23 protein-coding genes and 1 pseudogene are annotated in these 26,641 nt (G+C 71.1%); 20 read left to right on the top strand and 4 right to left on the bottom strand.

Features of this window, described 5'->3' with window-relative positions; genetic code table 11:
• Position 1: 1 nt before the first annotated feature.
• Entirely contained in the window at positions 2-601 is a 600-nt protein-coding gene (locus tag JHAT_RS16825) for a hypothetical protein (RefSeq protein ID WP_077798993.1), read from the top strand.
• A gap of 7 nt (positions 602-608) precedes the next feature.
• Here the strand turns inward: JHAT_RS16825 and JHAT_RS16830 are convergent, their stop codons facing one another.
• On the bottom strand, positions 609-1,625 hold the full coding sequence (locus tag JHAT_RS16830) for a chitinase (RefSeq protein WP_077798994.1): 1,017 nt from the start codon (positions 1,623-1,625) through the stop codon (positions 609-611).
• Positions 1,626-1,807: 182 nt separating this feature from the next.
• On the opposite strand from JHAT_RS16830, the gene JHAT_RS16835 reads away from it, so the two are divergent.
• The 4 genes from JHAT_RS16835 to JHAT_RS16850 are packed head-to-tail and all read left to right on the top strand — an operon-like array spanning position 1,808 to position 6,333.
• A complete protein-coding gene (locus JHAT_RS16835) occupies positions 1,808-2,203 on the top strand; it encodes a hypothetical protein (RefSeq protein ID WP_077799026.1) in 396 nt (131 codons plus the stop codon).
• 19 nt (positions 2,204-2,222) lie between these two features.
• Positions 2,223-4,466 (top strand): bifunctional polysaccharide deacetylase/glycosyltransferase family 2 protein, encoded by a 2,244-nt coding sequence (locus tag JHAT_RS16840; RefSeq protein ID WP_077798995.1) that lies wholly within the window; start codon positions 2,223-2,225, stop codon positions 4,464-4,466.
• Positions 4,466-5,614 carry an acyltransferase gene (locus JHAT_RS16845; protein WP_171990930.1) on the top strand — a complete coding sequence of 383 codons (1,149 nt, stop codon included), beginning with the start codon at positions 4,466-4,468 and terminating at the stop codon, positions 5,612-5,614. Before JHAT_RS16840 ends, JHAT_RS16845 begins: the two co-directional genes overlap by 1 nt.
• Positions 5,615-5,637: 23 nt before the next feature.
• A complete protein-coding gene (locus JHAT_RS16850; protein ID WP_077798996.1) occupies positions 5,638-6,333 on the top strand; it encodes a demethylmenaquinone methyltransferase in 696 nt (231 codons plus the stop codon).
• A gap of 328 nt (positions 6,334-6,661) precedes the next feature.
• Here the strand turns inward: JHAT_RS16850 and JHAT_RS16855 are convergent, their stop codons facing one another.
• Positions 6,662-7,168 (bottom strand): GNAT family N-acetyltransferase, encoded by a 507-nt coding sequence (locus JHAT_RS16855; RefSeq protein ID WP_077798997.1) that lies wholly within the window; start codon positions 7,166-7,168, stop codon positions 6,662-6,664.
• A 100-nt stretch (positions 7,169-7,268) separates the two neighbouring features.
• Here JHAT_RS16855 and JHAT_RS16860 point away from each other — a divergent pair, with 100 nt between their 5' ends.
• Entirely contained in the window at positions 7,269-8,552 is a 1,284-nt protein-coding gene (locus JHAT_RS16860) for a geranylgeranyl reductase family protein (protein WP_077798998.1), read from the top strand.
• On the opposite strand, the pseudogene JHAT_RS16865 reads toward JHAT_RS16860, so the two are convergent.
• Positions 8,553-8,699, bottom strand: a pseudogene (locus JHAT_RS16865) (peptide deformylase); the annotation flags it as partial.
• A gap of 135 nt (positions 8,700-8,834) precedes the next feature.
• Positions 8,835-9,683, bottom strand: a complete 849-nt coding sequence (locus JHAT_RS16870; protein WP_077798999.1) for a C40 family peptidase — start codon at positions 9,681-9,683, stop codon at positions 8,835-8,837.
• A gap of 789 nt (positions 9,684-10,472) precedes the next feature.
• Between JHAT_RS16870 and JHAT_RS16875 the strand changes: the two genes are divergently transcribed.
• From JHAT_RS16875 to nuoN, 14 genes are read left to right on the top strand one after another with little or no spacing between them, the layout of a single operon-like run.
• On the top strand, positions 10,473-10,832 hold the full coding sequence (locus JHAT_RS16875) for an NADH-quinone oxidoreductase subunit A (RefSeq protein ID WP_077799000.1): 360 nt from the start codon (positions 10,473-10,475) through the stop codon (positions 10,830-10,832).
• Positions 10,833-10,845: 13 nt separating this feature from the next.
• On the top strand, positions 10,846-11,400 hold the full coding sequence (locus JHAT_RS16880) for an NADH-quinone oxidoreductase subunit B family protein (RefSeq protein ID WP_029381065.1): 555 nt from the start codon (positions 10,846-10,848) through the stop codon (positions 11,398-11,400).
• Complete coding sequence (locus JHAT_RS16885) at positions 11,397-12,152, top strand: NADH-quinone oxidoreductase subunit C (protein ID WP_077799001.1); 756 nt, start codon at positions 11,397-11,399, stop codon at positions 12,150-12,152. The genes JHAT_RS16880 and JHAT_RS16885 overlap by 4 nt, the downstream gene beginning before the upstream one ends.
• Entirely contained in the window at positions 12,149-13,471 is a 1,323-nt protein-coding gene (locus tag JHAT_RS16890; RefSeq protein ID WP_077799002.1) for an NADH-quinone oxidoreductase subunit D, read from the top strand. The genes JHAT_RS16885 and JHAT_RS16890 overlap by 4 nt, the downstream gene beginning before the upstream one ends.
• The gene (gene nuoE / locus JHAT_RS16895) at positions 13,468-14,340 is read left to right on the top strand and encodes an NADH-quinone oxidoreductase subunit NuoE (protein WP_077799003.1); all 873 of its coding nucleotides are present in this window, start codon (positions 13,468-13,470) and stop codon (positions 14,338-14,340) included. Before JHAT_RS16890 ends, nuoE begins: the two co-directional genes overlap by 4 nt.
• Positions 14,337-15,689 (top strand): NADH-quinone oxidoreductase subunit NuoF, encoded by a 1,353-nt coding sequence (gene nuoF / locus JHAT_RS16900; protein WP_171990931.1) that lies wholly within the window; start codon positions 14,337-14,339, stop codon positions 15,687-15,689. Before nuoE ends, nuoF begins: the two co-directional genes overlap by 4 nt.
• Positions 15,686-18,217: an NADH-quinone oxidoreductase subunit G gene (locus JHAT_RS16905; RefSeq protein WP_077799005.1), complete on the top strand. Its 2,532-nt coding sequence runs from the start codon at positions 15,686-15,688 to the stop codon at positions 18,215-18,217. The genes nuoF and JHAT_RS16905 overlap by 4 nt, the downstream gene beginning before the upstream one ends.
• Positions 18,214-19,590: an NADH-quinone oxidoreductase subunit NuoH gene (gene nuoH, locus JHAT_RS16910; RefSeq protein WP_077799006.1), complete on the top strand. Its 1,377-nt coding sequence runs from the start codon at positions 18,214-18,216 to the stop codon at positions 19,588-19,590. The genes JHAT_RS16905 and nuoH overlap by 4 nt, the downstream gene beginning before the upstream one ends.
• Positions 19,583-20,224 (top strand): NADH-quinone oxidoreductase subunit NuoI, encoded by a 642-nt coding sequence (gene nuoI, locus JHAT_RS16915; RefSeq protein WP_077799007.1) that lies wholly within the window; start codon positions 19,583-19,585, stop codon positions 20,222-20,224. The genes nuoH and nuoI overlap by 8 nt, the downstream gene beginning before the upstream one ends.
• Positions 20,221-21,078, top strand: a complete 858-nt coding sequence (locus tag JHAT_RS16920; RefSeq protein WP_077799008.1) for an NADH-quinone oxidoreductase subunit J — start codon at positions 20,221-20,223, stop codon at positions 21,076-21,078. Before nuoI ends, JHAT_RS16920 begins: the two co-directional genes overlap by 4 nt.
• The gene (gene nuoK / locus JHAT_RS16925) at positions 21,075-21,374 is read left to right on the top strand and encodes an NADH-quinone oxidoreductase subunit NuoK (protein WP_004927567.1); all 300 of its coding nucleotides are present in this window, start codon (positions 21,075-21,077) and stop codon (positions 21,372-21,374) included. The genes JHAT_RS16920 and nuoK overlap by 4 nt, the downstream gene beginning before the upstream one ends.
• A gap of 10 nt (positions 21,375-21,384) precedes the next feature.
• Entirely contained in the window at positions 21,385-23,358 is a 1,974-nt protein-coding gene (nuoL, locus tag JHAT_RS16930) for an NADH-quinone oxidoreductase subunit L (RefSeq protein WP_077799009.1), read from the top strand.
• Between the two features lie 5 nt (positions 23,359-23,363).
• The gene (locus tag JHAT_RS16935; RefSeq protein WP_077799010.1) at positions 23,364-24,935 is read left to right on the top strand and encodes an NADH-quinone oxidoreductase subunit M; all 1,572 of its coding nucleotides are present in this window, start codon (positions 23,364-23,366) and stop codon (positions 24,933-24,935) included.
• Positions 24,932-26,590, top strand: a complete 1,659-nt coding sequence (nuoN, locus tag JHAT_RS16940; RefSeq protein WP_077799011.1) for an NADH-quinone oxidoreductase subunit NuoN — start codon at positions 24,932-24,934, stop codon at positions 26,588-26,590. The genes JHAT_RS16935 and nuoN overlap by 4 nt, the downstream gene beginning before the upstream one ends.
• Positions 26,591-26,641 lie beyond the last annotated feature (51 nt).

Raw genomic sequence — 26,641 nt, forward strand, 5'->3', positions numbered from 1 at the left:
CGTGCTGACGATCCACGCCTGCGAAGCCTCTCCCGAGGCGGCCGTCCTGGTCGACGGCGCACACATCGCCGCCGTCGGCCCGTACGAGGAACTGGCCGCCGGCCATCCGCGGGCGCGGGTGCGCCGGTGGCCCGGCATCCTGACGCCCGGACTGCTCAACCCGTACGGTCCGGAGCTGCTGGAGCAGGCCTACCACCCCGACCCGCGCGAAGCGGACCGGCTCGGCACCGAGCCGGTCTTCGGGGAGCGCGGGCGGGCGCTCCTCGACAGCGGTCCGTCCGCGCGGGGCGCCAGCGCACGCCGCGGGGTGCAGCGCATGCTGGCGCACGGCACGGTCGCCGTCGCCGGTGAACTGCGCAGCCGCGCGGCCCTGGACGCGGTGCGCGGAGCGGGGCTCGCCCTGGCGGGACGCCCGGCCGGCCTGCCCGGGCCCGCGTCGTTCTCACCGGTGCCGCTCGTGCTGCTTCCCGGGCTCGCTCCCGGGAGCCCGGCGCGGTTCGCGGTGTTCGACGTACCCGACCGGGCCGCGCTCGTGCGGGACGGCGCGTCCACGTGCGTGGCGACCGTCGTCGCGGGCCGCCTCGTGCACCGGCGGCGCTGAGCGCCCGTTACCCCGCGAACGCCTCCGCGAACGCGCCGCTCTCCTGCTCCACCCCGCTGCATTCGGTCAGCGCGTCGTCCGCGGAGGCGTCGTCGGCGCACTGCCGGTCCCGGAACGTCGCCCACATCGACACCCAGGCGATGCCGTTCTCCTCGGCGAAGGCGCGGACCTCCGCCGCGTCCACGAGCGTGAACGTCTCCCCGGCCACGTCGTTGACGCCCAGCATCGAGGTGAGCGCCATGCCCCGCCAGGCGTCCGCGTCCGACGTCCCGAAGACCTTCCTCAGCTGCGCGTGGGCGGCCTTCGCCGAGGTGAGGGCGTACTCGCCCATGTCGCCGTCGTAGGACTCGCCGTAGTTCATGGTCATGAGGTTGACCGTGGAGACCTTCACGCCGTGGTCGTTGGCGGACGTCAGCAGCGCGAGGGAGTCGGCGTCCAGGCCGGAGGGCATCACCGGGAGGGTGAAGGAGACCTCCAGACCGCTCCGCTCCTCCTGGAGCAGCGCGATCGCCTCCGAGCGCAGGGCGACCGAGTCGGCGTCGGTCAGTTCGTCGCCCTCGACGTCGAAGTCCGCCCGCGTGGCACCCGCCGCGTCCAGGGCCTCGCCGTACGCCGCCGCCAGCGCGGCGGCGCTGTCGCAGGCGGCCGCCAGCTCCGTGCCGGAGGCGCCGCCGAAGGAGACGCGGACGGCGGCGCCGGACTCCTTCAGCTTCGCGACGCGGGAGGCGACCGAGGCGTCGCCGATCTCGTGGGTGCCGTTCCAGCGGGGATCGCAGTCGTCGCCGGAGGCGATCACGAAGGCCAGGTTGTACGTCGTGGGGGAGCCCGCCGCGTCCTCGGCGGAGGCCGTGGTGGCGCTGACGTAGGGGGCGTAGGCGGTGCCCCGCGCGGCGGCGGACGGTGCGGCGGAGCCGGACGGTGCCGCACCGGCCGCGTCCGTCGTGCCGTCCTGCCCGGAACAGCCGGCGGTGGCCAGGGCCAGCAACAGGGCACACCCGGCCGCCGCCTTCCGGTAAGCCCTCATGTGCGTACGCTCCCGTTCTCGTCGTCGGACGAGTGAGCGTTCCACACGCGGCTGGGGCCTTCCTGAGGAAACGGGCCGTTTTCCCCCCGTCCCACAGGGGACGGACAGCCTGCGCGGCTTTTCATCGTGAACTCACAACGGAGCCCCAGCCGGCGACAGGCAAGCTCCCTATGGTCCGGGGAATGCATTCCGAGCCTGCCTTCGAAAGCCGCGCCGCCCTGGGCGAGAGGCCCGCGCGCGGTCGCCGCCGTCAACGCGGCAACGGGTCCGCCGAGGGGCCCGTGTTCGTCGACAACTCCGGGCGCCGGGCCAGGCTGCTGCGCCGGCTGGGACTCCTCGTCGGTGCCGTCTGCGTCGGCTACGCGGCCGTGCTGGGCCTGGCCTTCATGGGCGTCGGCACCTCGGTCGCCCCGTCCTCGCTGCTGCCCTTCGGGGGCGGCCAGGACGGCCGGGGCCCGGCCGGCGGCACGCGCCCGCAGGACGGCCTCGCCCCCACGGGCGCCCCGTCCGCCGACGCCCCCGGCGGGCGGGCGCCGACCGCCACCCCCTCTTCCGGCGCCTCCGCCGCCACCGACTGACCGGGACGCCACCACAGCCATGACCACGACCACACCACCCTCCTCCGGAGGCCGCCGACGGGCCCCCACCCGGATCGAGCGGGCCGCCGGCCGGGCCGCCGCCCTCCAACGGCCCCGGGTGCTCCTCGCCCTGCTGCTCCTGCTCGCGCTGACCTGCGTGATGCTCCTCGACGGCTACCTGCGGGCGGAGGTCGGCGGCGACCAGCGCGTGCGCACCGGGGCGAGCGCGAGCGACGTACCGGACGACGTCCTCGACGGCGGCCCGATCCTCACCTTCCGCGGCGGACAGGCCACCACGGTCTCCGTCCCGGACAAGACGATCGCGCTGACCTTCGACGACGGACCGGACCCGACCTGGACGCCGCAGGTGCTGGAGATCCTCGAGAAGTACGACGTGCCGGGCACGTTCTTCCTGGTCGGCTCCATGGTCTCGCGCTATCCGGACATCGTGGAGGACATGGTCGAGCAGGGCAACGAGGTGGGTGTCCACACCTTCACCCACATCGACCTGTCCTACCAGAGCGAAGCCCGCGTCACGCGCGAGATCGAGCAGACCCAGCTCGCGCTGGCGGGCGCGGCCGGCATCACCACCACGCTGTTCCGCGCGCCGTACTCCTCGGAGACCGACGCCATCGACAACTACAGCTGGCCCGTCTACGAGAAGCTCGGCGAGGATGGTTACACCAGCGTCTTCATCGACACCGACAGCGACGACTGGAAGCGGCCCGGCGTCTCGAAGATCGTCGACTGGGCCACGCCGGAGGACGACGAGGGCGCCTCCGTGCTCTTCCACGACGCCGGCGGCGAGCGGTCGCAGACGATCGAGGCGCTGCCGAAGTACATCGAGAAGATGAAGGCGAAGGGCTACACCTTCACCACCATCAGCGGCGTCATGGCCGACCAGCAGGCCGGCCAGCAGCCCTCCGGCGGGCCCGGCGCCCAGGCGTCCGGCATCCAGGGCGGCGGACTCCAGGCCGCCCACCACCGGGCCACCGGCACCACGCTGTACGAGGGCAGGGCGCTCATCGCGGCCGTCGCCGTCGCCGAGTGGACCGTGCCGGCGCTGTCGGTCGGGCTCATGGTCGTCGGCGTCGCCGTGATGGGCCGCTTCGGGATGATGCTGATCCTCGCCCGCCGCCACCACCGCAAACGCAACAGACGCCGCTTCAGCTGGGGACCACCCGTCACCGGACCGGTGAGCGTGATCGTCCCGGCGTACAACGAGAAGGAGTGCATAGCCAACACGCTCCAGTCGCTGGCGCGCAGCACCCACCCGATCGAGATCGTCGTCGTGGACGACGGGTCGACGGACGGCACGGCCGAGATCGCCGAGTCCCTCGGCCTGCCCAACGTCCGGGTCGTGAGGCAGGCCAACGCCGGCAAGCCCGCCGCACTCAACAACGGCGTCCGCAACGCCCGCTACGACATCGTCGTGATGATGGACGGCGACACCGTCTTCGAGCCGGACACCGTACGCCACCTCGTGCAGCCCTTCGCCGACCCCGGCGTCGGCGCGGTCGCCGGCAACGCCAAGGTCGGCAACCGGCGCACCCTCATCGGGGCCTGGCAGCACATCGAGTACGTGATGGGCTTCAACCTCGACCGGCGCATGTACGACCTGCTGCGCTGCATGCCGACCATCCCCGGCGCGATCGGTGCCTTCCGCCGGGAGGCGGTGCTGGAGGTCGGCGGCATGAGCGAGGACACGCTCGCCGAGGACACCGACATCACCATCGCCCTGCACCGCGCCGGGTGGCGGGTCGTCTACCAGGAGCACGCGCGGGCCTGGACCGAGGCGCCGGGCTCCCTGAAGCAGCTCTGGTCGCAGCGCTACCGCTGGTCCTACGGCACCATGCAGGCCCTGTGGAAGCACCGCGGGTCGCTGACGGACAGGGGACCCTCGGGACGCTTCGGGCGGGTCGGCATGCCGCTGGTCGTGCTCTTCCAGATCGTCACGCCGGTCTTCGCCCCGCTCATCGACGTCTTCACCGTCTACTCGATGGTCTTCGTCGACTTCCGCGCGGCCCTGCTCGCCTGGCTGGGGGTGCTGGGCGTCCAGCTCCTGTGCGCGGCCTACGCCTTCCGGCTCGACCGGGAGAAGTACCGGTACCTGCTGATGATGCCGCTCCAGCAGCTGGCGTACCGGCAGATGATGTACCTGGTCCTCATCCACTCCTGCGTCACCGCCCTCACCGGCGGCCGGCTGCGCTGGCAGAAGCTCAAGCGGACGGGCGAGGTGGGCACGCCGGCGGGGAACGGGTGATGGGGGCGCACAGCAAGGGGGCGGCGCGGCGCGCTCCCGCGACGCACGGCGAGATGGCGCACGGCGAGAGGGTGACCGGGGACGCCGTGCGCCGTGCCCCCGGCGGGGGCGCGACGGGGGGCCGGGACCGCTACTTCGACACCCTGCGCGCCGTCGCCCTGGTCCGGGTCGTCGCGTACCACGCCTTCGGCTGGCCCTGGGCGGGGCTGGTCTTCCCCTCCATGGGCATCATGTTCGGCCTGGCCGGCACCCTGATGGCCCGGTCGCTGCGGCGCCCGGCCCCGGCGGTGCTCCGCGGCAGGCTGCGGCGCCTGCTGCCGCCGTTCTGGTGCTGGGGCCTGTTCGTGACCGGCGCGATGCTGATGCACGGCTGGATGCCGGGGTGGCAGGCCGTCTACTGGATCGTGCCGCTCGGCGACCCGCCGGGCAACGCCTGGGGCGAGCAGGCCTGGGAGATCCTCTGGTACCTGCGGACCTACCTGTGGTTCGTCCTCCTCTCGCCGCTGCTGCTGCGGGTGTTCCGGGCGGCGCCCGTGCCCGTCCTGGTGCTGTCGCTGGCCCCCGCCGTCGTGCTCCAGTACGTCTGGCAGCCGCCGGACGACCGCTTCGGCAGCGCCCTCACCGACCTCGCCACGTTCCTCTTCTGCTGGCTGCTCGGCTTCGCGCACCACGAGGGGGTGCTGGGGCGGCTGAAACCGGCCGCCGTCGCCCTGCCCGCGCTCGCCGCGCTGGCGTACGGCGGGTGGTACGCGTTCGCGCACCAGGGCGAGTACGGCACCTACGACCTCGACGACATCCCGCTCGCGCAGGCCTTCTGGTCGGCGGGGTTCGTGACGCTGCTGATGTACACGAAGGCGCGGCTCGGGGCCGACTTCGCCGGACCGGCCCGGTTCCGGGGCCTGGACCGGCTGGTGACCGTCTTCAACGCCCGCGCGGTGACGATCTACCTCTGGCACGAACTCGCCCTCGTCCTCGCGGTGCCGCTGATCGACCGCTTCTGGGACGTACCGGCGTTCGAGGCGCGTCTGCCGCTGGACAGCCAGTGGTTCCTGCTGGGCGTCGGCTGGGTCCTGATCGCGGTGGCCGTCGTCCTCTTCGGCTGGGTGGAGGACGTCGCCGCGCGGAAGAGGCCGCGGCTCGTGCCGTGAGGCGGCCCTGCGACAATGGGCGTGTGACCCGCGCTTCCCTGAACAAGCAGCCGCACGAAGTCGCCTCGATGTTCGACCACGTCGCGGAACGGTACGACCTGACGAACACCGTTCTCTCCCTCGGCCAGGACCGGGCGTGGCGCAAGGAGGTCGCCAGAGCCGTCGACGCCCGGCCCGCGCAGAAGGTCCTCGACCTGGCCGCCGGCACGGCGACCTCGTCCCAGCCCTTCGCCCGCGCCGGCGCCTACGTCGTCCCCTGCGACTTCTCCCTCGGCATGCTCCGGGTGGGCAAGGAGCGGCACTCCTGGATGCCGTTCACCGCGGGCGACGCGACGCGGCTGCCGTTCCGGGACGACGTGTTCGACGCGGTCACCATCTCCTTCGGGCTGCGCAACGTGCAGGACACGGACGCGGCGCTGCGCGAGATGTACCGGGTGACGCGTCCCGGCGGCCGGGTCGTCATCTGCGAGTTCTCGCACCCGACCTGGGCACCGTTCCGCACCGTGTACACCGAGTACCTGATGCGCGCCCTGCCGCCGGTGGCCCGCGCCGTGTCGTCCAACCCCGACGCCTACGTCTACCTCGCCGAGTCCATCCGCGCCTGGCCCGACCAGGCGGCCCTGGCCGAGCGGCTGCGGAAGGCCGGCTGGTCGAAGGTGGCCCACCGGAACCTGACGGGCGGCGTCGTGGCGCTGCACCGGGGCTTCAAGGAGAGCTGAGCGGCACGCGCCCCGGGGCGGCCGAGCACGGAGCGGGCCCCGACTCCCGCGGCACCCGGGCACCGGGCCGCGGACACCGGCGTACGGCGTGGCCGACGACGGCGACGGCGACGGCGAGGCGGAGGCCGGTCCGGCGCGGTGAGGGACGGGCCCCGTCCCCGCGCCACCTCGTCCGCGTCCACGGCCCTCGGGCCGGTCCGGTGCCGTACGCACACGGCGGGTGGCCCCGACGCCGGGCGCACGGGCGCCGGTGGCACGGGCGCGGTGGCTCCGCCGCGCACCGCCCGGAGGCGTCGCGTCGCCGGCCGAGGCGGCCCGTCCCCCGGCGTCAGAGTCGGAGCCGGTAGCAGTGTCCCCGTCGCTGTGTCGCCGGGGTCGTGAAGACCTCGGCGAGCCGCATGCCGAGCCGCTCCGTGACCGCGATGGAGCGCGCGTTGCGGGCGTCGACCATCGCCACCACCTCCGCCACGCCCGCCGAGCGCACCCGCTCCAGGGCCTGCCGGGCCGCCGCCGTGACGTACCCCTTGCCCCAGTGCTCCCGCCCGAGGCGCCAGCCGATCTCGATCTCGCCCTTGGGGCCCCAGTCGTCCGGCCACGGCTGGGCGCCGGTGAAGCCGACGACCCGCCCGGACTCGTCCACCACGGTCCACAGGCAGAAGCCGCGCTCGGCGTCGTGCCGGCGCTGGCGGGCGGTGAGCTCCTCGTAGACGGACAGCTCCGCGGGCCTCCCGCCGTGGAACTCCATGACGTCCGGGTCGTCGAAGACCCGGTGCCAGGCGACGGCGTCCTCGTCGGTGGGGACGCGCAACCGTACGACGGGCAGAGCTCGGTTCACGGGGCAGCCCTTCAGTCGGGTGATCGGTGCCGCTGAATAGACTGCCCATGTCCAGTGCCCATCGGCACGCAGATTCTCGAAACTCTGGGGAGATCCCGCCGTGACCGAGCCCCTCTCCGACAACACCGCCGATGTGATCGTCGTGGGCGCGGGGCCAGCCGGCTCCACGACCGCGTACTACCTGGCCAAGGCCGGACTCGACGTCCTCCTGCTGGAGAAGACCGCGTTCCCGCGGGAGAAGGTCTGCGGCGACGGACTCACCCCGCGTGCGACCAAGCAGCTCGTGGCGATGGGCATCGACATCTCCGAGGAGGCCGGCTGGCTGCGCAACAAGGGCCTGCGCATCATCGGCGGCGGCTCGCGCCTCCAGCTGGACTGGCCGGATCTGGCCTCCTTCCCCGACTACGGACTCGTCCGCAAGCGCGACGACTTCGACGAGCAGCTCGCCCGCCAGGCGCAGAAGGCGGGCGCCCGCCTCTACGAGCGCTGCAACGTCGGCGCCCCGGTCGTCGACGACCGCACGGGCCGCATCACCGGCGTGCGCGCGAAGCTGGGGGAGGAGAAGCGCGAAGTCACCTTCCACGCGCCGCTGGTCGTGGCCGCCGACGGCAACTCCACCCGACTGTCCCTGGCGATGGGCCTGCACCGCCGCGAGGACCGCCCGATGGGCGTCGCGGTCCGCACCTACTTCACCTCCCCGCGCCACGACGACGACTACCTGGAGTCCTGGCTGGAGCTGTGGGACCGCCGCGGCCCCCAGGACCGCCTCCTGCCGGGCTACGGCTGGATCTTCGGCATGGGCGACGGCACGTCGAACGTGGGCCTCGGCGTGCTGAACACCTCCGCCTCCTTCAAGGAGCTGGACTGGCGCGAGGTGCTGAAGGCCTGGTGCGCGTCCATGCCGGAGGACTGGGGCTACACCCCGGAGAACATGACCGGGCCGATCCGCGGCGCCGCCCTGCCCATGGCCTTCAACCGCCAGCCCCACTACACCCGGGGCCTGCTCCTGGTCGGCGACGCCGGCGGCCTGGTGAACCCCTTCAACGGCGAGGGCATCGCCTACGCCATGGAGTCCGGCCAGATCGCCGCCGACGTCATCGTCCAGGCCCACGCGCGGGCCACGCCGGCCCAGCGCGAGATCGCCCTCCAGCGCTACCCGCGCGTCCTGAAGGACACCTACGGCGGCTACTACTCGCTGGGCCGCGCCTTCGTGAAGCTCATCGGCAACCCGAAGGTCATGCAGATCGCGACCCAGCGCGGCCTCACCCACCCCATCCTGATGAAGTTCACCCTGAAGATGCTCGCCAACCTGACGGACCCGACGGGCGGCGACGCGATGGACCGCATCATCAACGGACTGAGCAAGGTGGCCCCGAAGGCGTGATCACGCCTCGTCGAAGGCGGCCGCGTTGACGGCCCGGCGCGCGAACACCTCGTCGCGCCGGGCCGCCGACTGCCGCAGCGCCCGCTTCCGGTCGCGCGCGGAGAGCCGGTCCGGGTAGACGTGCCCGTTCACGTGGTCGGTCTCGTGGACGGCCGGTGGGAACCGGTCCGTCCAGAGCCTGCCAGGAGAGGCCCGCGTCCGTCAGGAGAGCCCGAAAGGCCGCAGCCCCCGAGCGGCTGCGGCCTTTCGTACGGATGTGTCCGAGGTGTCCGGACGCGAGCGTCAGAGCACGCGGACGGCACCGCTCGGCGGGTCGTACGACAGGGGCTTCAGCACGACGCCCGTCGACGGGTTCTGCGCGCCGACGAACATGCCGTCGCCGACGTAGACGCCCACGTGGTACGCGCTGCCCGCGCCGCCCCAGTACAGGATGTCGCCCGGCTGGAGGTTGCTCAGCGACACCTGGGTGCCGGCGACCGACTGGTCCTGGGAGACGCGCGGCAGGTCGACGCCGACCTGCTTGAAGGCGGCCTGCACGAGGCCGGAGCAGTCCCAGGAGTTGGGGCCGGTGCCGCCGGAGACGTAGGCGTCGCCGACCTGGGACTGGACGAAGGAGACGACGGCGGCGGCCGAACCGGTGGCCGTGGACGTGCTGACGCCGGCCGAGACCTCGACCGAGGAGGACGACGACGAGGACGAGGAGCCGGTGTCCACGGAGGCGCTCAGGGTGGCGCGCTCGGCGGCACGGGAAGCGCGCTCGGCGGCCTCCTGGCGGGCCTCCTCCGCGGCCTTCCTCTTGGCCGCGGCGGCCTTCTTCTTGGCCTCCGCGAGGTCCGCCTTGGCCTCCTTGGCCGCGGCGGCGGCGGCCGCGTCGCGCTCGGCGCGCAGCTCGTAGTTGGCCGCGGCCTGCTGCGTGGCGTCCGCGGACTGGGCGACCTGGGCGGCCAGGTCGGCCGTCAGGGTGGGCAGTTCGAGGGTCTGCGTCACCGGCTCGGCCGCGTTCGCCGAACCCGACGCCCCGGCCACTGCCAGGGTGCTGAGGACGCCACCGGCAACTCCGGCCCGCATCGCGAGGGTCGACGCGCTGCGGCGGGGCTTCCGGTGGCTGCGTATGTGAGCGGTGTGGGACATAGGGACAACCGGTATCAGGAGCTCCTCCATACCTTCAAGAAACGTGGGCTGCGCCACAGTTGTTCAACGGACCCCTTGAATCCCGGGCGTGTCGCCCTTTTTTGACACCCTGGCGAACATTGCGCAGCCTCCGTGACCCACCTGTGATCACGGTCTTTGATCGTTTCGCCCGAATTGCCCCTCGCTTACCACTGGTTGAGGTGATTGGCCAAGCCCGGTTCTCAGACACCTCTCATGAATGTGGCGGAGGTCACGGAACGGTCGCCCCCGCGGCCGCGTCCCCCGCGCGGAGCGATGCCCGTGGCGCTCGTGAACGCGTGCACGCGTCCACATCGCGCCCCGCCGTCCCCCCGATGTGTGAACGGGAGCCACTATCAGGAGATCGAGTCCAGCGCCAATTTGCATGCACGCGAAGCATCTTGATATGGAGACGCTCACTTCCCACGCCCTCTGGCCAGCGGCGACGAGCGAAAATGTCACCTCTGGTGATCAGCTGAACGCTTCCTGTATGAAGATCACCGCTCATCCGACTTCATGATCCTTCGTCAGGTGGTGGAGATCACAAAGCTTGTGCAATACCCCGTGTCGCAGATCACAGAGCGGCAGGCATAAGATGCGAGGCAGTTGGGCTTGTGACCTGCTTCACATGTTCGCGATCTTCGCCGGGACGAGCGGGGTTCGTGGGACTGCTGGGGCGGCTGTGAGCCCAGTGCGACCTCCCCGGTCTCGGCTCCGCTCGACCAGGGGGGACCCCATGCAGTCAGTGCCGACTGAGAGGAGCGAGGAGCGGTGAACGCGTATGCGCCCATCCTCGTACTGGGAGCCCTCGGGGCAGGCTTTGCGGTCTTCTCCGTGGTCATGGCCACGCTGATCGGTCCGAAGCGGTACAACCGGGCCAAGCTCGAGGCCTACGAGTGCGGCATCGAGCCGACCCCCACGCCGGCCGGCGGCGGGCGTTTCCCCATCAAGTACTACCTGACGGCGATGCTCTTCATCGTCTTCGACATCGAGATCGTCTTCCTCTACCCCTGGGCCGTCACCTTCGACGCCCTGGGGATCTTCGGGCTCGTGGAGATGCTGCTCTTCGTGCTCACCGTCTTCGTCGCGTACGCGTACGTATGGCGGCGCGGCGGCCTGGAATGGGACTGAGGGGCCTTTAGTCATGGGACTCGAAGAAAAGCTGCCGAGCGGCTTCCTGCTGACCACCGTCGAGCAGGCCGCGGGCTGGGTGCGCAAGTCGTCCGTCTTCCCCGCCACGTTCGGCCTCGCCTGCTGTGCCATCGAGATGATGACCACCGGCGCCGGCCGCTACGACCTGGCGCGCTTCGGCATGGAGGTCTTCCGCGGCTCGCCGCGGCAGGCGGACCTGATGATCGTCGCGGGCCGGGTGAGCCAGAAGATGGCGCCGGTGCTGCGGCAGGTCTACGACCAGATGCCGAACCCCAAGTGGGTGATCTCCATGGGGGTCTGCGCCTCCTCGGGCGGCATGTTCAACAACTACGCGATCGTCCAGGGCGTCGACCACATCGTCCCGGTCGACATCTACCTCCCCGGCTGCCCGCCGCGGCCCGAGATGCTGATGGACGCCATCCTCAAGCTCCACCACAAGATCCAGAACTCCAAGCTCGGGGTGAACGCCGAGGAGGCGGCCCGCGAGGCGGAGGAGGCGGCGCTCAAGGCCCTGCCCACCATCGAGATGAAGGGGCTGCTGCGGTGAGCGACGCGAACAACACCCCGGGTGACGGGAACGGGCCCAACCCCGAGAAGGACCTCTCCGCGCAGAACCTCCCCGGCCAGCGCGGCCAGGGCGGCGAGGAGATCCGCGTCCAGCGCGGCATGTTCGGCGCGAACAACGGCGGCGACACCTCCGGCTACGGCGGGCTGGTCCGTTCGGTCCGCCTCCCGGGACCGGCGAGCAGGCCCTACGGCGGCTGGTTCGACGAGGTCGCCGACGAGCTCGAGGGCGCGCTGGAGGAACAGGGGCTGCTGCCCGAGAACGCCATCGGGAAGACGGTCGTCGACCGCGGCGAACTGACCTTCCACGTCGAACGCGAGCACCTGGTCCGCGTCGCGCGGACCCTGCGCGACGACCCGGCCCTGCGCTTCGAGCTGTGCACCGGCGTCAGCGGCGTCCACTACCCGAACGACAGGGGCCGCGAGCTGCACGCCGTCTACCACCTGCGCTCGATCACCCACAACCGGCTGATCCGGCTCGAGGTCAGCGCCCCCGACGACGACCCGCACATCCCGTCGCTGTTCGCCGTCTACCCGACGAACGACTGGCACGAGCGCGAGGCGTACGACTTCTTCGGCATCGTCTTCGACGGTCACCCGGCCCTGACGCGGATCATGATGCCGGACGACTGGCAGGGCCACCCGCAGCGCAAGGACTACCCCCTCGGCGGCATCCCCGTCGAGTACAAGGGCGCCCAGATCCCGGCTCCGGACCAGCGGAGGTCGTACTCGTGAGCACTTCCCACGCCTCCCCCAGGGAGACGACCGAAGGCACCGTCTACACGGTCACCGGCGGCGACTGGGACGAGGTCGTCCAGACCGCGGCCCGCGCCGACGACGAGCGCATCGTCGTCAACATGGGCCCGCAGCACCCGTCGACCCACGGCGTGCTCCGCCTGATCCTGGAGATCGACGGCGAGACGGTCACCGAGGCCCGCTGCGGCATCGGCTACCTGCACACCGGCATCGAGAAGAACCTCGAGTACCGGACCTGGACGCAGGGCACCACGTTCGTGACGCGCATGGACTACCTGACGCCGTTCTTCAACGAGACGGCGTACTGCCTGGGCGTCGAGAAGCTCCTCGGCATCGAGGACCAGATCCCCGACCGCGCCTCGGTCATCCGGGTGCTGCTGATGGAGCTGAACCGGCTCTCCTCGCACCTGGTGTGCATCGCCACCGGAGGCATGGAGCTCGGCGCCACCACGATCATGATCTACGGCTTCCGCGATCGTGAACTGATTCTCGACATCTACGAGCTGATCACCGGCCTGCGGATGAACCACGCGTACATCCGCCCCGGCGGACTCGCCCAGGACCTGCCGCCGGGCGCGGTGGACCAGATCCGCGAGTTCGTGAAGAAGATGAAGAAGAACCTCCCGGAGTACGACAAGCTCGCCACCGGGAACCCCATCTTCAAGGCCCGCATGCAGGACGTCGGCTACCTCGACCTGGCCGGCTGCATGGCCCTCGGCGCCACCGGCCCGGTCCTGCGCTCCACCGGCCTGCCCCACGACCTGCGCAAGGCGCAGCCGTACTGCGGCTACGAGACGTACGACTTCGACATCCCGACCGCCGACACCTGCGACTCCTACGGCCGCTTCCTGATCCGGCTGGAGGAGATGCGCCAGTCGCTGCGGATCGTCGAGCAGTGCCTGGACCGGCTGGAGCCCGGACCGATCATGGTCGCCGACAAGAAGATCGCCTGGCCCGCCCAGCTCGCGCTCGGACCGGACGGACTCGGCAACTCCCTCGACCACATCAAGAAGATCATGGGCACCTCCATGGAGGCCCTGATCCACCACTTCAAGCTGGTCACCGAGGGCTTCCGCGTCCCCCCGGGACAGGCGTACGCGGCGGTCGAGTCGCCCAAGGGCGAGCTCGGGGTGCACGTCGTGTCCGACGGCGGCACCCGTCCCTACCGGGTCCACTTCCGGGACCCGTCCTTCACCAACCTTCAGGCCATGGCGGCGATGTGCGAGGGCGGCCAGGTCGCCGACGTCATCGTCGCGGTGGCCTCCATCGACCCCGTGATGGGAGGCGTCGACCGGTGACCACCTCTTCTTCGGATCGGGGCGTCGGCCTGGGCATGCCGGAACTGCCCGCGCCCGCGTACCCGGACGACGTCCGGGCCCGGCTGGAGGCCGACGCGCGCGAGGTCGTCGCCCGCTACCCGGACTCCCGGTCCGCCCTCCTGCCGCTGCTGCACCTCGTGCAGTCGGAGGAAGGGCACGTCACCCGCACCGGCATGCAGTTCTGCGCGGACGTACTGGGCCTGACCACGGCCGAGGTCACCGCGGTCGCGACCTTCTACACCATGTACCGGCGCAGGCCGAGCGGCGACTACCAGGTCGGCGTCTGCACCAACACGCTGTGCGCGGTCATGGGCGGCGACGCGATCTTCGAGTCTCTCCAGGAGCACCTGGGCGTCGGCAACGGCGGGACGACCGACGACGGCAAGGTCACGCTGGAGCACATCGAGTGCAACGCGGCCTGCGACTTCGCCCCGGTCGTCATGGTCAACTGGGAGTTCTTCGACAACCAGACCCCCGAGAGCGCCCGCGGCCTCGTCGACGACCTGCGCGCGGGACGGCCGGTGACGCCCACGCGCGGCGCGCCGCTGTGCACCTTCAAGGAGACCGCCCGGATCCTGGCGGGCTTCCCCGACGAGCGGGACGGCGCCGTCGCGGCCGGCGGCAGCGCGGGCCCCGCCTCCCTGGCCGGGCTGAAGCTGGCGAAGGGCGAGGCGTCCGCCGCGCGCGTGGTGCACCCGCGGGACGGCGGACCGCACGACGCGCCGCAGGACCGGGCCGTGCACGACCCGTCGCCGACGCAGCACCTCAGCTCGCACGACGCGCCGCAGGAGACATCGGCCTCCGACCCTTCCCACCCGGCAGGGCCCACCGCCGAGGAGGGGGAGTGATGACCTTGGCAGCCGAGATCAAGGACCACAGCCCGGAGAAGCTGCTCGCACCCGTGCTGTCGGCCTTCTGGGACGAGGACGAGTCCTGGACGCTGGACGTCTACCGCAGGCACGAGGGGTACGAGGGGCTCCGCAAGGCGCTGGCGATGTCGCCGGACGACCTGATCGCGTACGTCAAGGACTCCGGTCTGCGCGGCCGCGGCGGCGCCGGCTTCCCGACCGGGATGAAGTGGCAGTTCATCCCCCAGGGGGACGGCAAGCCCCACTACCTCGTCGTCAACGCCGACGAGTCGGAGCCGGGGACCTGCAAGGACATCCCGCTCCTCTTCGCGAACCCGCACAGCCTCATCGAGGGCATCGTGATCGCGTGCTACGCCATCAGGTCGTCGCACGCCTTCATCTACCTGCGCGGGGAGGTCGTCCCCGTGCTGCGCAGGCTGCACGCGGCCGTCCGCGAGGCCTACGCGGCCGGCTTCCTCGGCGAGAACATCCTGGGCAGCGGACTCGACCTCGAACTCACCGTGCACGCGGGCGCGGGCGCGTACATCTGCGGTGAGGAGACCGCACTGCTCGACTCCCTCGAAGGCCGCCGGGGCCAGCCGCGGCTCCGTCCCCCCTTCCCCGCCGTCGCGGGCCTCTACGCGTGCCCCACCGTGGTGAACAACGTCGAGTCCATCGCGTCGGTTCCCGCGATCCTGAACAAGGGCAAGGAGTGGTTCAGGTCGATGGGCAGCGAGAAGTCCCCGGGCTTCACGCTCTACTCGCTCAGCGGCCACGTCGCCACCCCCGGCCAGTACGAGGCCCCGCTCGGCATCACCCTGCGCCAGCTCCTCGACATGAGCGGCGGCATGCGCCCCGGGCACCGGCTGAAGTTCTGGACGCCGGGCGGCTCCTCGACGCCGATGTTCACCGACGAGCACCTCGACGTCCCCCTCGACTACGAAGGAGTGGGCGCCGCCGGTTCCATGCTCGGCACCAAGGCGCTCCAGTGCTTCGACGAGACGACCTGCGTGGTGCGCGCCGTCACCCGCTGGACCGAGTTCTACGCCCACGAGTCCTGCGGCAAGTGCACGCCCTGCCGCGAGGGCACGTACTGGCTCGTGCAGCTGCTGCGCGACATCGAGGCCGGCAAGGGCTCGATGAGCGACCTCGACAAGCTGAACGACATCGCCGACAACATCAACGGCAAGTCCTTCTGCGCCCTGGGCGACGGCGCGGCCTCGCCGATCTTCTCCTCGCTGAAGTACTTCCGCGAGGAGTACGAGCAGCACATCACGGGCCGGGGCTGCCCCTTCGACCCGGCCAGGTCGACGGCCTGGGCCGACCACCGTACGGAGGTGAACGCATGACCGTGACCACGAGCGCTCCCTCCGGCGGGGGAGAGCCGGCCCTCCCCCCGGAGGACCTCGTCACGCTCACGATCGACGGCATCGAGATCAGCGTGCCCAAGGGCACCCTGGTCATCCGGGCCGCCGAGCAGCTCGGCATCGAGATCCCCCGGTTCTGCGACCACCCCCTCCTCGACCCGGCCGGCGCCTGCCGCCAGTGCATCGTCGAGGTCGAGGGCCAGCGCAAGCCCATGGCGTCCTGCACCATCACCTGCACCGACGGCATGGTGGTCAAGACCCAGCTCACCTCCCCGGTCGCCGAGAAGGCCCAGTACGGGGTGATGGAGCTGCTGCTCATCAACCACCCGCTGGACTGCCCCGTCTGCGACAAGGGCGGCGAGTGCCCGCTGCAGAACCAGGCCATGTCGCACGGCCGGGCCGAGTCCCGCTTCGAGGGGAAGAAGCGGACCTACGAGAAGCCCGTGCCGATCTCCACGCAGGTGCTGCTCGACCGCGAGCGGTGCGTGCTGTGCGCCCGCTGCACCCGGTTCTCCAACCAGGTCGCCGGCGACCCGATGATCGAGCTGATCGAGCGGGGCGCGCTCCAGCAGGTCGGCACCGGCGAGGGCGACCCCTTCGAGTCGTACTTCTCCGGCAACACCATCCAGATCTGCCCGGTCGGCGCGCTCACCTCGGCGGCGTACCGGTTCCGCTCCCGGCCGTTCGACCTGATCTCCTCGCCGTCCGTGTGCGAGCACTGCTCCGGCGGCTGCGCGACCCGCACCGACCATCGGCGCGGCAAGGTCATGCGGCGCCTCGCGGCCAACGACCCCGAGGTCAACGAGGAGTGGATCTGCGACAAGGGGCGCTTCGCCTTCCGGTACGCGCAGCAGCGGGACCGGCTGACGACCCCCCTGGTGCGCAACGCCGAGGGCGAGCTGGAACCGGCCTCCTGGCCGGAGGCCCTGCAGATCGCCGCGCAGGGACTGCTCGCCTCGCGCGGACGGACCGGCGTCCTGACCGGCGGACGGCTCACCGTCGAGGACGCCTACGCGTACAGCAAGTTCGCGCGCGTGGCGCTCGACACCAACGACATCGACTTCCGCGCGCGCGTGCACAGCGCCGAGGAGGCCGACTTCCTCGCCGCCTGGGTGGCCGGCCGCGGCCGTGACCTTGGGGGCACCTCCCAGACGGAGTCTGAGGGAGGCACGGGCGTCACGTACGCCGCGCTGGAGAAGGCGCCGGCCGTGCTGCTGGTCGGGTTCGAGGCCGAGGAGGAGGCGCCCGGCGTCTTCCTGCGGCTGCGCAAGGCCTGGCGCAAGCACGGGCTGAAGGTGTTCTCGCTGGCCACCCACGCCACACGGGGCCTGGAGAAGGCCGGCGGCACGCTGCTGCCCGCCGCTCCCGGCACCGAGACCGAGTGGCTGGACGCGCTCGCGAGCGGCGTCGGCCTGGAGGACGACGGTGCCCGGGCCGCCGAGGCCCTGCGCGCCGAGGGCGCCGTGATCGTCGTCGGCGAGCGGCTGGCGTCCGTGGCCGGCGGGCTCACCTCCGCCGTGCGGACCGCCGCCGCGACCGGCGCCCGGCTGGCGTGGATCCCGCGCCGGGCCGGGGAGCGCGGCGCGATCGAGGCGGGGGCGCTGCCGTCGCTGCTGCCGGGCGGGCGCCCCGCGACCGACCCGCGCGCGCGTGAGGAGGTCGCCGCGGTCTGGGGCCTGGCCGACCTCCCGCACCGCTACGGCCGCGACACCGGCGCGATCGTCGAGGCCGCCGCGCGCGGTGAGCTCCAGGCGCTGCTGGTGGCGGGCGTGGAGGTCGCCGACCTGCCCGACCCCACGCGCGCGCGTGCGGCACTCGCCGAGGCCGGCTTCGTGGTGTCGCTGGAGCTGCGGCCCAGCGAGGTCACCGACCACGCCGACGTGGTCCTGCCCGTCGCGGCGGTCGCCGAGAAGGCCGGGACCTTCCTCAACTGGGAGGGCAGGGTGCGCTTCTTCGAGGCCGCGCTCAAGCCCGACCAGATGACCCGCCGCCTCGCGCCCACCGACGCGCGCGTGCTCCAGATGCTCGCCGACGCCATGGACGTCCACCTGGGCCTGCCGGACCTGCGCACCACGCGTGCGGAGATCGACCGGCTCGGCACCTGGGACGGGCCGCGGGCCGGTGAACCGCTGCACACCGCGGGCGCCCTGCCCCGGCCGGCCGCCGGGGAGGCCGTGCTCGCCGGACACCGGCTGCTGCTCGACCAGGGCCTCCTCCAGCAGGGCGACGAGGCGCTGGCCGGCACCCGGCACGCCGCACGCGCGCGCGTGTCGGCCGCCACGGCCGCCGAGGCCGGCGTCAAGGACGGCGACGTCCTGGCCGTGACCGGCCCCGCCGGAGCCGTCGAACTCCCGCTGGAGATCACCGAGATGCCCGACCGGGTGGTCTGGCTCCCGCTGAACTCGGCCGGCCGCGGCGTCGCCTCCGACGCCGGGGTGCTGCCCGGAACCCTCGTCCGCATCGGCCCGGCCACGCTCGCGGGCGAGGCCCCCAAGGAGGTGGAGGCATGAGCCCGTACCTCGCCGCTGAAGACCTCTCGATGTTCGGCACCGACCCCTGGTGGCTGGTGGTGATCAAGGCGGTCTTCTGCTTCGCCTTCCTGATGGTGACCGTGCTGTTCTCCATCGTGTGGGAGCGCAAGGTCGTCGCCTGGATGCAGCTGCGCATCGGCCCCAACCGGCACGGCCCCTGGGGCATGCTCCAGTCGCTCGCCGACGGCATCAAGCTGATGCTCAAGGAAGACGTCGTCGTCAAGCGCGCCGACAAGGCGGTGTACGTCCTGGCGCCGATCGTCGCGGCCGTCCCGGCCTTCATGGCGATCGCGGTGATCCCCTTCGGACCCGCCGGCAACGAGGTGTCGGTCTTCGGCCACCGCACCGCCATGCAGCTCACCGACCTGCCGATCGCGATGCTGTTCATCCTCGCGGTCGCCTCGGTCGGCATCTACGGCATCGTGCTCGCCGGATGGAGCTCCGGATCGACGTACCCGCTCCTCGGCGGCCTGCGGTCCTGCGCGCAGATGATCTCCTACGAGATCGCGATGGGCGCCGCGTTCGCCTCGGTGTTCCTCTACTCCGGCTCCATGTCGACCTCGGAGATCGTCGCCCAGCAGACCGACCGCTGGTACATCGTGCTGCTGCCGGTCTCCTTCATCCTCTACATCGTCACGATGGTCGGCGAGACCAACCGCGCCCCCTTCGACATGCCGGAGTCCGAGGGCGACCTGGTGGGCGGCTTCAACACCGAGTACTCGTCGATCAAGTTCGCGATGTTCATGCTCGCCGAGTACGTGAACATGGTGACGGTCTCGGCGGTCGCCACCACGCTCTTCCTCGGCGGCTGGCGGGCCCCCTGGCCGATCAGCACCTTCTGGGAGGGCGCCAACCACGGCTGGTGGCCGCTGCTCTGGTTCGTCATCAAGGTCCAGCTGCTGCTGTTCTTCTTCATCTGGCTGCGCGGCACGCTCCCGCGCGTGCGGTACGACCAGCTGATGAAGCTCGGCTGGAAGGTCCTCATCCCGGTCTCCCTGGTCTGGCTGATGCTCGTCGCGAGCGTGCGGGCCATGCGGAACGAGAACTACGGCTTCACCGACATCGCGCTCTACGTCGGCGGCGGCGTCCTGGCCCTGCTGCTGGTGTCCTTCGTCGCCGACATCTACCGGGACAAGAGCAGGGGTGCCGAGGCGCCCGTCGAGGAACCGGCCGCCTTCGACCCGATGGCCGGCGGGTTCCCCGTGCCGCCGATGCCCGGACAGGAGCTTCCGCCGGTGCCCAGGCGCCGCCCGCGCCGGGACCGGGAGCTGATTGTCAGTGGCGGACCGGATACTCACAGTGATGGACCCCTGGGTGGATCTACGGATGGAAAGGAGGCGTCCGATGGCTGAGGAACCCAAGGAGACCGACCCCGGTTTCCTGAACCCCGTGGCCGGCTTCGGCGTGACCTTCAAGGCCATGTTCAAGAAGCGGCTCACCGAGCAGTACCCGGAGCAGAAGAAGACCACCGCTCCGCGCTTCCACGGACGGCACCAGCTCAACCGCCATCCGGACGGCCTGGAGAAGTGCGTCGGCTGCGAGCTGTGCGCCTGGGCGTGCCCCGCCGACGCGATCTACGTGGAGGGCGCGGACAACACGGACGAGGAGCGCTACTCGCCGGGCGAGCGGTACGGCCGCGTCTACCAGATCAACTACGCCCGCTGCATCCTGTGCGGCCTGTGCATCGAGGCCTGCCCCACGCGCGCGCTGACGATGACCAACGAGTTCGAGCTGGCCGACTCCAGCCGCGCCAACCTCATCTTCACCAAGGAGCAGCTGCTCGCCGGCCTGGAGGAGGGCATGGTCGACACGCCCCACGCCATCTACCCGGGCACGGACGAACAGGACTACTACCGGGGCCTGGTCACCGAGGCCGCACCCGGCACGGTCCGGCAGGTCGCCCACTCCAAGGGGGAGGTCGTCCAGGAGGGCGACTCGACCTTCGGCGGGACCGAGCCGGCCTCGGAGGAGGTGATCCGCCGATGAGCGCGCAGCTCGCCGCCGCGGCGACCCTCTCCGCCGGCACCTCCACCGGAGAGGCCGTCCAGTTCTGGATCCTCGGCACGGTCGCGGTGATCGGCGCCCTGTGCACCGTCTTCATGAAGAAGGCCGTGCACAGCGCGCTCTGCCTCGCCGGGACCATGATCGTGCTGGCGGTGTTCTACCTCGCCAACGGCGCCTACTTCCTCGGCATCGTGCAGATCGTCGTCTACACCGGCGCGGTCATGATGCTGTTCCTGTTCGTGGTGATGCTCGTCGGCGTCACCGCGGCGGACTCCCTGAAGGAGACCATCAAGGGCCAGCGCTGGCTGGCCCTGGCCAGCGGGCTCGGCTTCGGCATCCTGCTGATCGCCGGCATCGGCAACGCGTCCCTCGAGGAGTTCGACGGCCTCGGTCAGGCCAACGCGAACGGCAACGTGGAGGGCATCGCGTCCCTCGTCTTCACCAAGTACGTCTTCGCCTTCGAGATCACCGGCGCGCTGCTCATCACGGCCGCGGTCGGCGCCATGGTGCTCACCCACCGCGAGCGCACCGAGCGGGCCAGGACGCAGCGCGAACTGTCCGAGCAGCGCGTCCGCGACGGCAAGTACCTGCCGCCGCTGCCCGCGCCCGGCGTCTACGCCCGGCACAACGCGGTCGACATCGCGGGCCTGCTGCCCGACGGCACCCCGTCCGAGCTCACCGTCAGCAAGACGCTGCGCGAGCGGGGCCAGGTCCGCGACGTCTCGACGGAGGCGCTGAACGACCTCAAGGCCCTGGAGCAGCGCGCCGAGGAGCGTCTGGAGCGCAGGGCGGTCGCCCCGGCCACCTTCAAGCGGTCCGAGGAGGCGTCGAAGTGAACCCCGTCAACTATCTCTACCTCGCAGCCCTGTTGTTCACGATCGGCGCCACCGGTGTGCTGATCCGGCGCAACGCGATCGTGGTCTTCATGTGCGTCGAGCTGATGCTCAACGCCTGCAACCTCGCGTTCGTCGCCTTCTCCCGGATGCACGGAAATCTGGACGGGCAGATCATCGCCTTCTTCACGATGGTCGTCGCCGCCGCGGAGGTCGTGGTCGGGCTCGCGATCATCGTGTCCCTGTTCCGTTCCCGCCACTCGGCCTCGGTCGACGACGCCAGCCTGATGAAGCTGTGAGGGGCTGACCGTGACAAACGCAGAGAACCTGATCGCGCTGCTGGTGGCGGCGCCCCTCCTGGGAGCGGCGGTCCTGTTGTGCGGCGGCCGGCGGCTGGACGCCGTCGGCCACTGGATCGGCACACTGCTGGCCGCCGTGTCCTTCGTGATCGGCCTCGTCCTCTTCACCGACCTGCTCGGCAGCGGCGCCGAGGACCGCACCCTGACGCAGCACCTGTTCAGCTGGATCCCGGTGGAGGGGTTCCAGGCCGACGTCGCCTTCCGGCTCGACCAGCTGTCGATGACGTTCGTCCTGCTGATCACCGGCGTCGGCTCGCTGATCCACCTGTACTCGGTCGCGTACATGGAGCACGACGAGCGCCGCCGCCGCTTCTTCGGCTACCTGAACCTGTTCCTCGCGGCGATGCTGATCCTGGTCCTCGCCGACAACTACCTGCTGCTGTACGTCGGCTGGGAGGGCGTCGGTCTCGCCTCGTACCTGCTGATCGGCTTCTGGCAGCACAAGCCGAGCGCGGCCACGGCCGCGAAGAAGGCCTTCCTGGTCAACCGCGTCGGCGACATGGGCCTGTCGATCGCGATCATGCTGATGTTCCTGTGGTTCGGCACCTTCGCCTTCGGGCCGGTGCTCGGCACGCTGCACGACCCGGGCGTCGCGGGGCAGGCCGACGAGGGCAAGCTCACCGCGATCGCCCTGATGCTGCTGCTCGCCGCGTGCGGCAAGTCCGCCCAGGTGCCGCTGCAGTCCTGGCTCGGTGACGCGATGGAGGGCCCGACCCCGGTCTCGGCCCTCATCCACGCCGCGACCATGGTGACCGCGGGCGTGTACCTGATCGTCCGCTCGGCGGCGGTCTTCAACGGCGCGCCCGACGCGCAGCTGGTCGTCACCGTCGTCGGCGCGGTCACGCTGCTGTTCGGTGCGATCGTCGGTTGCGCCAAGGACGACATCAAGAAGGCGCTGGCCGGCTCGACCATGTCGCAGATCGGCTACATGGTGCTCGCCGCGGGCCTCGGTCCCATCGGCTACGTCTTCGCGATCATGCACCTGGTGACGCACGGCTTCTTCAAGGCCGGGCTGTTCCTCGGCGCCGGCTCCGTCATGCACGGCATGAACGACGAGGTCGACATGCGCCGCTACGGCGGCCTCAGGAAGTACATGCCGGTCACCTTCGTCACCTTCGGCCTCGGCTACCTCGCCATCATCGGCTTCCCGGGCCTGTCCGGCTTCTTCTCCAAGGACAAGATCATCGAGGCGGCGTTCGCCAAGGGCGGCACCGAGGGCTGGATCCTCGGCGCCTGCGCCCTGCTGGGCGCGGCCATCACCGCGTACTACATGACGCGCGTGATGCTGATGACGTTCTTCGGCGAGGAGCGCTGGCGCAAGGCCCCGACGCCGTCGCCGGCCGAGCCCGACGTGGAGCCGGCCGCCGAGACGCGCGGCGCGTACGCGCCCCCGCACCCGCACGAGTCCCCGAGGACCATGACGATCCCGATGATCGTGCTGGCCGTCGGGTCCGTGGCGGGCGGCGCCTTCTTCAGCATCGGCGACCGCTTCCTGCACTGGCTGGAGCCCGTCACCGGGCACAGCCACGGCGACGCGCCGATCAGCGCCGGGACGGTCACCGGGGCGACGGTGGCCTGCATGGTCATCGGCGTCGCGATCGCCTGGGCGCAGTACGGGCGCCGTCCGGTCCCGGCCGTCGCCCCGCGCGGGTCGCTGCTCACCCGGGCCGCCCGGCGCGACCTGCTCCAGGACGACTTCAACCACGTCGTCCTGGTCCGCGGCGGCGAACACCTCACGCGCTCGCTGGTCTACGTCGACCACACCCTGGTCGACGGGGTCGTCAACGGCACGGCGGCCTCGTTCGGCGGCCTGTCCGGGCGGGTGCGCAAGCTGCAGAACGGGTTCGCGCGCAGCTACGCGGTCTCGATGTTCGGCGGTGCGGCGGTCCTCGTCGCCGCGACCCTGCTGATGAGGGCGGTCTGATACCGATGTCCTTTCCCCTGCTGACAGCGACGGCGGTGCTCCCGGCCGTCGGGGCCATCGCCACGGCCGCCGTGCCGGCCGCGAAGCGCACCGCGGCCAAGTGGCTGGCGCTGCTGTTCTCGCTGGCCACACTGGTCCTGGCGATCGTGGTCCTGGTCCGCTTCGACCCGGACGGCGACCGCTACCAGCTCACCGAGTCCCACTCCTGGATCGCGGACTTCGGCGTCCGCTACGAGCTGGGCGTGGACGGCATCGCGGTGGCGCTGATCGCGCTGACCGCCCTGCTGATCCCGTTCATCGTCCTCGCGGGCTGGCACGACGCCGACCCGCTGGAGACGGGAAGCAGCCGGTGGCGGCCGACGCAGGGCTTCTTCGCCCTGATCCTGGCCGTCGAGGCGATGGTGATCATCTCCTTCGAGGCCACCGACGTCTTCCTCTTCTACATCTTCTTCGAAGCCATGCTGATCCCGCTGTACTTCCTGATCGGCGGCTTCGGGGACCGGGCGCACGAGCACGGTGAGGAGACGGCGGCGACCCAGCGGTCGTACGCGGCGGTGAAGTTCCTCCTCTACAACCTCGCCGGCGGCCTGATCATGCTGGCCGCGGTGATCGGGCTGTACGTGGTCGCCGGGAACTTCTCCCTCACCGAGATCGCCGAGGCCCGGGCCGACGGCTCGCTGGACATGGCGACCAGCACCGAACGCTGGCTGTTCCTCGGCTTCTTCTTCGCCTTCGCGGTGAAGGCGCCGCTGTTCCCGCTGCACACCTGGCTGCCCAACGCCATGGGGGAGTCCACCGCGCCGGTCGCCGTGCTCATCACGGCGGTGGTCGACAAGGTCGGCACCTTCGCGATGCTCCGCTTCTGCCTCCAGCTGTTCCCGGAGGCCAGCAAGTGGGCGACGCCGGTCATCCTGGTCCTGGCGGTGATCAGCATCATCTACGGGGCGCTGCTCGCGGTCGGCCAGCGCGACATCAAGCGCCTGATCGCCTACGCGTCGATCTCGCACTTCGGCTTCATCATCATGGGCATCTTCGCGATGACCAGTCAGGGCCAGTCCGGTGCGACCCTCTACATGGTCAACCACGGCATCTCGACCGCCGTGCTGATGCTGATCGCCGGATTCCTGATCTCCCGGCGCGGCTCGCGGCTCATCGCCGACTACGGCGGTGTGCAGAAGGTCGCCCCGGTGCTCGCCGGCACGTTCCTGATCGGCGGCCTGGCCACCCTGTCCCTGCCGGGTCTCGCGCCCTTCGTCAGCGAGTTCCTGGTGCTGGTGGGCACGTTCACGCGCTATCCGGTGATCGGCATCGTCGCCACCTTCGGCATCGTCCTCGCCGCGCTCTACACCCTCGTCCTCTACCAGCGGACGATGACCGGGCCGGTGAAGCCCGGGGTGACGGCCCTGCCCGACCTGCGGGTGCGTGAGCTGGTGGTCGTGGCGCCGCTGGTGGCGCTGCTGATCTTCCTGGGCGTCTACCCGAAGCCCGTCACGGACATCGTCGACCCGGCGGTGCAGCAGACCATGTCCGACGTACACAAGAAGGACCCCCGGCCCGAGGTGGAGGCGGCCAAGTGAGCGCATCAGCCGTCCACGACCTGTGGACAACGGCGGCAACGGCGGCCGACCCGATCGCGAAGATCGACGCACCGAAGATCGAGTACGGGCAGCTCGCGCCCACGCTCATCGTCATCGGCGCGGCGATCGTCGGCATCCTGGTCGAGGCGTTCGTGCCGCGCAGGTCCCGTTACTACGTGCAGATGTTCGTGTCCGTCGTCGCGCTCGTCGCCGCCTTCGCCGCGGTCGTCGCGCTCGCGGCGGGCGGGTACGGCACGACCAAGGCGGGCATCGCGGCGATGGGCGCCGTCGCCGTCGACGGACCGGCCCTCTTCCTGCAGGGCACGATCCTGCTGGCGGCACTGGTCGGCGTGTTCACCTTCGCCGAGCGGCGGCTCGACCCGGAGACGCACGGCAACCGCGTCGACTCCTTCGCGGCGCAGGCCGCGGCGGTGCCGGGCAGCGAGAGCGAGCAGAAGGCGGTGAAGGCCGGGTTCACCACCACCGAGGTGTTCCCGCTGCTGATGTTCGCCGTCGCCGGCATGCTGGTCTTCCCGGCGGCCAACGACCTGCTGACCCTCTTCGTCGCCCTGGAGGTCTTCTCCCTCCCGCTGTACCTGCTGTGCGCGCTGGCCCGGCGCAAGCGGCTGATGTCGCAGGAGGCGGCGGTCAAGTACTTCCTGCTCGGCGCGTTCGCCTCCGCGTTCACCCTGTTCGGCATCGCCCTGCTCTACGGCTACGCGGGCTCCATGTCGTACGGCACCATCGCGCAGGTCGTCGACGGCACCGTCCAGAACGTCACCCCGGCACTCGCGAGCACCATGGGCAACGACGCGCTGCTGCTCGTCGGGTCCGCCCTGATCGTCGTGGGCCTGCTGTTCAAGGTGGGCGCGGTGCCGTTCCACATGTGGACGCCGGACGTGTACCAGGGCGCGCCGACGCCGGTGACCGGTTTCATGGCGGCGGCGACCAAGGTCGCGGCCTTCGGCGCCCTGCTGCGCATCCTCTACGTCGTCCTGCCCGGCCTGCGCTGGGACTGGCGGCCGGTGATGTGGGCGGTGGCGATCGTCACCATGCTGGGCGGCGCGATCGTCGCGATCACGCAGACGGACATCAAGCGGCTGCTGGCGTACTCGTCGATCGCGCACGCGGGCTTCATCCTCGCGGGTGTCATCGCGACCACGCCGGACGGCGTCTCGTCGGTCCTCTTCTACCTGGCCGCGTACTCCTTCGTGACGATCGGCGCCTTCGCGGTGGTCACGCTGGTGCGCGACGCGGGCGGCGAGGCGACCCACCTGTCGAAGTGGGCCGGGCTCGGGCGCCGGTCGCCGTTGGTGGCGGCCGTGTTCGCGGTGTTCCTGCTGGCCTTCGCGGGCATCCCGCTGACCTCCGGGTTCGCGGGCAAGTTCGCCGTGTTCAAGGCGGCGGCGGAGGGCGGCGCGGCCCCGCTGGTCGTGGTCGGCGTGATCTCGTCGGCGATCGCGGCGTTCTTCTACATCCGCGTGATCGTGCTGATGTTCTTCAGCGAGCCGCGGCCGGAGGGCCCGACCGTCGCGGTGCCGTCCCCGCTGACGATGACGGCGATCGGCGTCGGCGTGGCGGTCACGGTGGTGCTCGGTGTGGCACCGCAGTACTTCCTGGACCTGGCGGGACAGGCGGGGGTGTTCGTGCGCTGACGCGTGCGCCCGCCCGTTCGGACACGGCGGCGGCCCGGCACCCTCGGGAGT

The sequence above is a fragment of the Streptomyces sp. JHA26 genome (assembly GCF_002005565.1).
Classification (GTDB): domain Bacteria; phylum Actinomycetota; class Actinomycetes; order Streptomycetales; family Streptomycetaceae; genus Streptomyces.

Bases quoted from the DNA above. Each gene is read 5' to 3' on its own strand.
- JHAT_RS16880 (WP_029381065.1), top strand. From the start codon at position 10,846: ATGGGACTCGAAGAAAAGCTGCCGAGCGGCTTCCTGCTGACCACCGTC.
- nuoI (WP_077799007.1), top strand. From the start codon at position 19,583: ATGGCTGAGGAACCCAAGGAGACCGACCCCGGTTTCCTGAACCCCGTG.
- JHAT_RS16935 (WP_077799010.1), top strand. From the start codon at position 23,364: ATGTCCTTTCCCCTGCTGACAGCGACGGCGGTGCTCCCGGCCGTCGGG.
- JHAT_RS16840 (WP_077798995.1), top strand. From the start codon at position 2,223: ATGACCACGACCACACCACCCTCCTCCGGAGGCCGCCGACGGGCCCCC.
- JHAT_RS16920 (WP_077799008.1), top strand. From the start codon at position 20,221: ATGAGCGCGCAGCTCGCCGCCGCGGCGACCCTCTCCGCCGGCACCTCC.
- JHAT_RS16845 (WP_171990930.1), top strand. From the start codon at position 4,466: ATGGGGGCGCACAGCAAGGGGGCGGCGCGGCGCGCTCCCGCGACGCAC.
- JHAT_RS16870 (WP_077798999.1), bottom strand. From the start codon at position 9,683: ATGTCCCACACCGCTCACATACGCAGCCACCGGAAGCCCCGCCGCAGC.
- JHAT_RS16835 (WP_077799026.1), top strand. From the start codon at position 1,808: ATGCATTCCGAGCCTGCCTTCGAAAGCCGCGCCGCCCTGGGCGAGAGG.
- nuoH (WP_077799006.1), top strand. From the start codon at position 18,214: ATGAGCCCGTACCTCGCCGCTGAAGACCTCTCGATGTTCGGCACCGAC.
- JHAT_RS16830 (WP_077798994.1), bottom strand. From the start codon at position 1,625: ATGAGGGCTTACCGGAAGGCGGCGGCCGGGTGTGCCCTGTTGCTGGCC.
- JHAT_RS16905 (WP_077799005.1), top strand. From the start codon at position 15,686: ATGACCGTGACCACGAGCGCTCCCTCCGGCGGGGGAGAGCCGGCCCTC.